This window comes from Streptomyces sp. NPDC029164, from assembly GCF_055563995.1.
Genome location: NZ_JBVHWW010000081.1, coordinates 1 through 5,294 on the forward strand (window position 1 = coordinate 1; position 5,294 = coordinate 5,294).

Sequence of the window (5,294 nt, forward strand, 5' to 3'; positions counted from 1 at the left end):
CCCCCCCCCCCCCCCCCCCCCCCCCCCCCCCCCCCCCCCCCCCCCCCCCCCCCCCCCCCCCCCCCCCCCCCCCCCCCCCCCCGCCCCCGTGTCGTATACGAAAATCAGGTCAGCGGGTCAGCGCATCTTCCCGCCGCGCGGCATCTTCATGCCCTTGGGCATGGGGCCCTTCGGCAGCGGCATGTTGCTCATGAGGTCACCCATGGCGCGCAGCTTGTCGTTGATCTCGGTGATCTGCGGGCCGGCCAGCACCCGCGGCAGCTTGAGCAGGGTGGTGCGCACCTTCTTGAGCGGCACCTCGCCCTCGCCCGTGCCCACGATGAAGTCGTGCACCGGCACGTCCGGCATGATCCGGGCCAGCTTCTTCTTCTCGTTCGCGAGCAGCGGCTTCACCCGGTTGGGGTTGCCCTCCGCGATCAGCACGACGCCGGCCTTGCCGACGGCCCGGTGGACGATGTCCTGCTGCCGGGTCATCGCGACGGCCGGGGTGGTCGTCCAGCCCCGGCCCACGTTGTCCAGTACGGCCGCGGCCGCGCCCGGCTGTCCCTCCATCTGCCCGAAGGCAGCCCGCTCGGCCCGTCGTCCGAAGACGATCGCCATCGCGAGGAACGCCACGAGGAAGCCCAGGATGCCCAGGTAGAGCTCGTGCCCGATCAGGAAGCCGATCGCAAGAAGGACACCGAAGGTGACAATTCCCACGCCCGCGACGATCAGACCGACCTTCGGGTCGGCCTTGCGCGTCATCTTGTACGTGAGGGCGATCTGCTTCAGTCGCCCAGTGTTCGCAGCAGTCTCTGCGTTTGACTTCCTCGCCATACAGCGAGTTTACGTGGCCTGCGGGGCTCGGGTGGCCGCGGCCTCAAGTACGTGTTCGGTTTCGACCCTGTCCTTGGCCCTGCGGCGGTCTTCGAGCACTGCCGTCCAGGCGTTCCGGCGGGCGCCGCTCATCAGCAGCGACTCGATGCCCCTGAAGGCGTCGGAGAGGGACGGGATGGCGATGGCGCGTACGGGCGCGGCCTGCATGATGTCGATCCCTTTCACGGAACTCACGTCGGCAGTGCGTGTAGCGGGCGTGCGTGCTGCGGTGGATGCGTACCGGAGTGTGTGCGGTGCGTGGACCCAGCGTCACTGATTGGTGTTACCAGCGCATGACCTGGCGGTCAAACGTGACGAAACATTGACGCGGCCCGCCGGGCTCTTCCTTGAAAGAGCCTAGGGGCCGCGTCACTGCGGTGTTACCGACTAGTAAGCTTTGTGCGCGAGTTCACACGCTCGCGGCGCGCTTCTCCATCGCCTGGGTGTAGAGACGACCCGCCCGGTACGAGGAGCGGACCAGCGGGCCCGACATCACACCGGAGAAGCCGATCTCCTCGGCCTCCTTCGCCAGCTCGACGAACTCGGCCGGCTTCACCCAGCGCTCGACGGGGTGGTGCCGCGGCGAGGGCCGCAGGTACTGGGTGATGGTGATGAGCTCGCAGCCGGCCTCGTGGAGGTCCTTCAGGGCCTGCGAGACCTCCTCGCGCTCCTCGCCCATGCCGAGGATCAGGTTCGACTTGGTGACCAGGCCGTAGGCGCGGGCCTTGGTGATCACGTCGAGCGAGCGCTCGTAGCGGAAGCCGGGGCGGATCCGCTTGAAGATGCGGGGCACGGTCTCGACGTTGTGCGCGAAGACCTCGGGGCGGGAGGCGAAGACCTCCTCCAGCAGCTCCGGGACCGCGTTGAAGTCGGGCGCCAGCAGCTCGACCTTGGTGTGCCCGCTCTCACGGCCCGCCGTCTGCTGGTGGATCTGGCGCACGGTCTCCGCGTACAGCCAGGCACCGCCGTCGGCCAGGTCGTCGCGGGCGACGCCGGTGATGGTGGCGTAGTTCAGGTCCATGGTGACCACGGACTCGCCGACACGGCGCGGCTCGTCCCGGTCCAGGGCCTCGGGCTTGCCCGTGTCGATCTGGCAGAAGTCACAGCGCCGGGTGCACTGGTCGCCACCGATGAGGAAGGTGGCCTCGCGGTCCTCCCAGCATTCGTAGATGTTGGGGCAGCCGGCTTCCTGGCACACCGTGTGCAGTCCTTCGCCCTTCACCAGGGCCTGCATCTTGGTGTACTCGGGACCCATCTTCGCCCGGGTCTTGATCCACTCGGGCTTGCGCTCGATGGGGGTCTGGGCGTTACGGACCTCCAGGCGCAGCATCTTGCGTCCGTCGGGTGCGACTGCGGACACGACCGGCTCCCTGTGACTTCGATTGTTCGGGCGCCCACCAGGGTACGCCCGTAATTTCGTACGCTCTTACGTCGGCCAACCTGCGAGGGGGCGACCGCATTCCCGCGGTGTCAGACGCCCGCGGCCGGCACTGTGTCGCGGGGCCGCAGCTCCGCGTGCTCCAGTACGTCCTTCAGGTGCCGTTCGACGACCGGAAGCACCTCGGCGATGGTGATCTCGCGGCCCAGCTCGTAGGAGAGCGAGGTCACACCGGCGTCCCGGATGCCACAGGGCACGATCCGGTCGAACCAGGTGTTGTCCGGGTTCACGTTGATCGCGAAGCCGTGCATCGTGACGCCCTTGGCGACCCGGATGCCGATGGCGGCGAGCTTGCGGTCCTCACGGCGCTGGCCGGCGTTGGACGGCGCGTACTCGGGGCCGTTGAGCCGGGCGTCGAACTCCTCGTCGTGCAGCCGCGGGTCGAGGTCCAGCGAGAGCCCGCCGATCATGGGGCGGTCCTCGACGGGGTCGCCGAGCACCCAGACGCCGCTGCGGCCCTCGACCCGGGTGGTCTCCAGGCCGAACTCGGCGGCGGTGCGGATCAGCGCCTCCTCCAGGCGGCGGACGTGCGCGACCACGTCCACCGGGCGGGGCAGCTTCATGATCGGGTAGCCGACCAGCTGGCCCGGGCCGTGCCAGGTGATCTTGCCGCCGCGGTCCACGTCGACCACGGGCGTGCCGTCGAGCGGACGCTCGCTGGGGTCGGTGCGCCGGCCCGCCGTGTAGACCGGCAGGTGCTCCAGCAGCAGGCAGGTGTCCTCGACCTCGTCCGCGAAGCGGGCGGCGTGCACCCTGCGCTGCTCTTCCCAGGCCCGGGTGTACTCGACGGATTCCGGCCCGAAGCCCAGATGGACAAACCCAAGCTCAGCCACCGCAGCGCCTCCTCATTGAACCTGCTGTGTGCACGTACTTCACTGAGCAAGGGTACGGCGGCCCGTTCGAACCCCTTCAGGGCCCCGGTGCGAGCTCCGGGCCGGGCTCCTCGACAGGCCCGGGCGCGAGCTCCGGGCCGGGTGGCGGCGGGGGCCACGGCAGCTGCTTCGGACGGCGCCGGCCCTTCGGCGGCCGGTCCGGGTCCTCGTCCGCGCGCGGCAGCCGCCGGTGGCCCTCCGAGTGGTCGTTGACCCAGCCGCACACCCCGCACGCGTACCGGCCGTCGAGCCCCGCGATGTAGGTGCCGCAGCGCCGGCACTCCGCCTCGGTCAGTTCGGGCGGGGGCAGCGGGGCGGTGGATTCGGTTCGCTCCTCGGGGAGGTGCGCCCTGTGGGGCCGAGGGGTCATGGTCCGCAGCCTATGCGGGTGGAGGGGGCCGGTCCGTAAAGGGTCCTACTCATTCTGCACACGATCGGATGAATGTGGGGCAGAGAGGGCGGCATGGGCGAAGTTCGCCGCTACATTCACGCCGTTCACAGGGCCGGGACTCCGGTCCGTCACGTCAGGAGACCGTGGAGCCGATGACGGAACGACCTGCCCAGCGCGTCCCCAACCGGCAGCTCGCGGCGCTGATCGCGGAAGCCGGGTTCTCCAACGCCGGGCTCGCCCGCCGCGTCGATCAGCTCGGCCTGGAACACGGTCTCGATCTGCGGTACGACAAGACCTCCGTGACCCGCTGGCTGCGCGGGCAGCAGCCGCGCGGGACCACCCCCGCGCTGATCGCCGAGGTGTTCACCCGGCGCCTGGGGCGGCGGCTCTCCGCGCAGGACCTGGGGCTGGACGCCTGCGCACCCGTGTACGCGGGGCTGGAGTTCGCGGCCACGCCGGAGGAGGCCGTGGACATCGCGAGCGGGCTGTGGCGCAAGGACTCCGGCTCGCACGCCGAGCTCCGGAAGATCGCCTTCACTCCGGCCGGGCTGGTCGTGCCGAGCCGGGACTGGCTGATCGGGCGGGCCGACGAACGGGTGGGCCGGGGCGCGGATCCGGCGGCGGCCCGCGTCCCGCTGCAGGGCCGGGCCACGGTGCCCCGGCAGCGGCAGATCGACCGCGGCCCCGGGCAGCGGGTGACCGGCGGGGACATCGCCGCGCTGAGATCGGTGAGCGAGCTGTTCCGCACCCTCGACCACGCCTACGGCGGCGGCCACGCCCGGCAGGCGCTGGTGCGGTACCTGGAACACGAGGCGGAGCCGATGCTCCGCGGCACCTACGGGGAGACCACCGGGCGCCGGCTGTTCTCGGCCGCCGCCGATCTGACCCGGCTCGCGGGCTGGACCTCGTACGACATCGCCGCGCACGGGCTCGCCCAGCGGTACTTCGTGCAGGCCCTGCGGCTCGCGCAGGCCGCCGCCGACCGCCCCTACGGCTCGTACGTGCTGGTCACCATGAGCCGGCAGGCGGTCTACCTCGGCCACGGCCGGGAGGCGGTGCAGCTGGCCCGGGTGGCCCAGCAGGGCGTGGGATCCGGCCCGCCGCCGGTGGTGCAGGCGCTGCTGCACTCGGCGGAGGCGCGGGGGCACGCGGTGCTCGGCGAGGTCCGGGCGTCGACGGCCTCACTCGTGCGGGCCGAGCGGGCGCTGGGCGCGGCCCGGCCGGGGGACGACGTACCGCACTGGGCGCGGTTCTACGACGAGGCGCAGCTCGCGGACGAGTTCGGGCACTGCCACCGGGACCTCCAGCAGTACCGGGCCTCGGCCCAGCACGCGGAGCGGTCGCTTCAGCTGAGGGCGCCGGGGTACGCGCGGTCCCGGCTGTTCTGCCGGGTGGTGCTGGCCACGGCCCGGCTGGGGCTGGGCGAGCTGGACCAGGCGTGCGCGCTGGGCGCGGAGGCGGCGCAGCAGGCGTCGGAGATGCGGTCGGTGCGGGCGGTGGAGTACGTACGGGACTTCGAGCGGCGGCTGGAGCCGTACCGGGACGCGTCGGCGGTGCGGACCTACCGGGACCGGGTGGCGGCGTTGTCGTGACGCTGTGCGGGGCCGGGCCCCAAGGGGGGACGGGCCCGGGGCGGGTGGTTTTCCGGCCGCCACCCGAAATGCGGGGTCCGCGGTGGCCAGGAGAGGGGGGCCGAAATCCCACAGGAGGGTGCCGGCGGCCCCGCGTGTCGAGTGTA

The 5,294-nt window shown here is 71.7% G+C and carries 6 protein-coding genes; 1 reads left to right on the top strand and 5 read right to left on the bottom strand.

All coding sequences use genetic code 11. The features are described from left to right. Positions 1-117 precede the first annotated feature (117 nt). From ACZ4VT_RS37165 to ACZ4VT_RS37185, 5 genes are all read right to left on the bottom strand, one after another. Positions 118-816 carry a DUF4191 domain-containing protein gene (locus tag ACZ4VT_RS37165; protein ID WP_361763839.1) on the bottom strand — a complete coding sequence of 233 codons (699 nt, stop codon included), beginning with the start codon at positions 814-816 and terminating at the stop codon, positions 118-120. Positions 817-825: 9 nt separating this feature from the next. Continuing rightward, positions 826-1,023 carry an SCO2195 family GlnR-regulated protein gene (locus ACZ4VT_RS37170; RefSeq protein WP_467955781.1) on the bottom strand — a complete coding sequence of 66 codons (198 nt, stop codon included), beginning with the start codon at positions 1,021-1,023 and terminating at the stop codon, positions 826-828. 241 nt (positions 1,024-1,264) lie between these two features. Beyond that, on the bottom strand, positions 1,265-2,215 hold the full coding sequence (lipA, locus tag ACZ4VT_RS37175) for a lipoyl synthase (RefSeq protein WP_030707546.1): 951 nt from the start codon (positions 2,213-2,215) through the stop codon (positions 1,265-1,267). A 110-nt stretch (positions 2,216-2,325) separates the two neighbouring features. Then, entirely contained in the window at positions 2,326-3,126 is an 801-nt protein-coding gene (gene lipB / locus ACZ4VT_RS37180; RefSeq protein WP_467955777.1) for a lipoyl(octanoyl) transferase LipB, read from the bottom strand. A 76-nt stretch (positions 3,127-3,202) separates the two neighbouring features. Further along, positions 3,203-3,535 carry a hypothetical protein gene (locus ACZ4VT_RS37185; protein WP_467955778.1) on the bottom strand — a complete coding sequence of 111 codons (333 nt, stop codon included), beginning with the start codon at positions 3,533-3,535 and terminating at the stop codon, positions 3,203-3,205. 173 nt (positions 3,536-3,708) lie between these two features. On the opposite strand from ACZ4VT_RS37185, the gene ACZ4VT_RS37190 reads away from it, so the two are divergent. Then, on the top strand, positions 3,709-5,148 hold the full coding sequence (locus ACZ4VT_RS37190) for a regulator (protein WP_351588900.1): 1,440 nt from the start codon (positions 3,709-3,711) through the stop codon (positions 5,146-5,148). The last annotated feature ends 146 nt before the right edge of the window (positions 5,149-5,294 follow it).

What these genes read in the sequence shown, in the direction of transcription:
- ACZ4VT_RS37185 (WP_467955778.1), bottom strand. Translation starts at nt 3,535, where the DNA reads ATGACCCCTCGGCCCCACAGGGCGCACCTCCCCGAGGAGCGAACCGAA.
- ACZ4VT_RS37165 (WP_361763839.1), bottom strand. Translation starts at nt 816, where the DNA reads ATGGCGAGGAAGTCAAACGCAGAGACTGCTGCGAACACTGGGCGACTG.
- ACZ4VT_RS37170 (WP_467955781.1), bottom strand. Translation starts at nt 1,023, where the DNA reads ATGCAGGCCGCGCCCGTACGCGCCATCGCCATCCCGTCCCTCTCCGAC.
- ACZ4VT_RS37190 (WP_351588900.1), top strand. Translation starts at nt 3,709, where the DNA reads ATGACGGAACGACCTGCCCAGCGCGTCCCCAACCGGCAGCTCGCGGCG.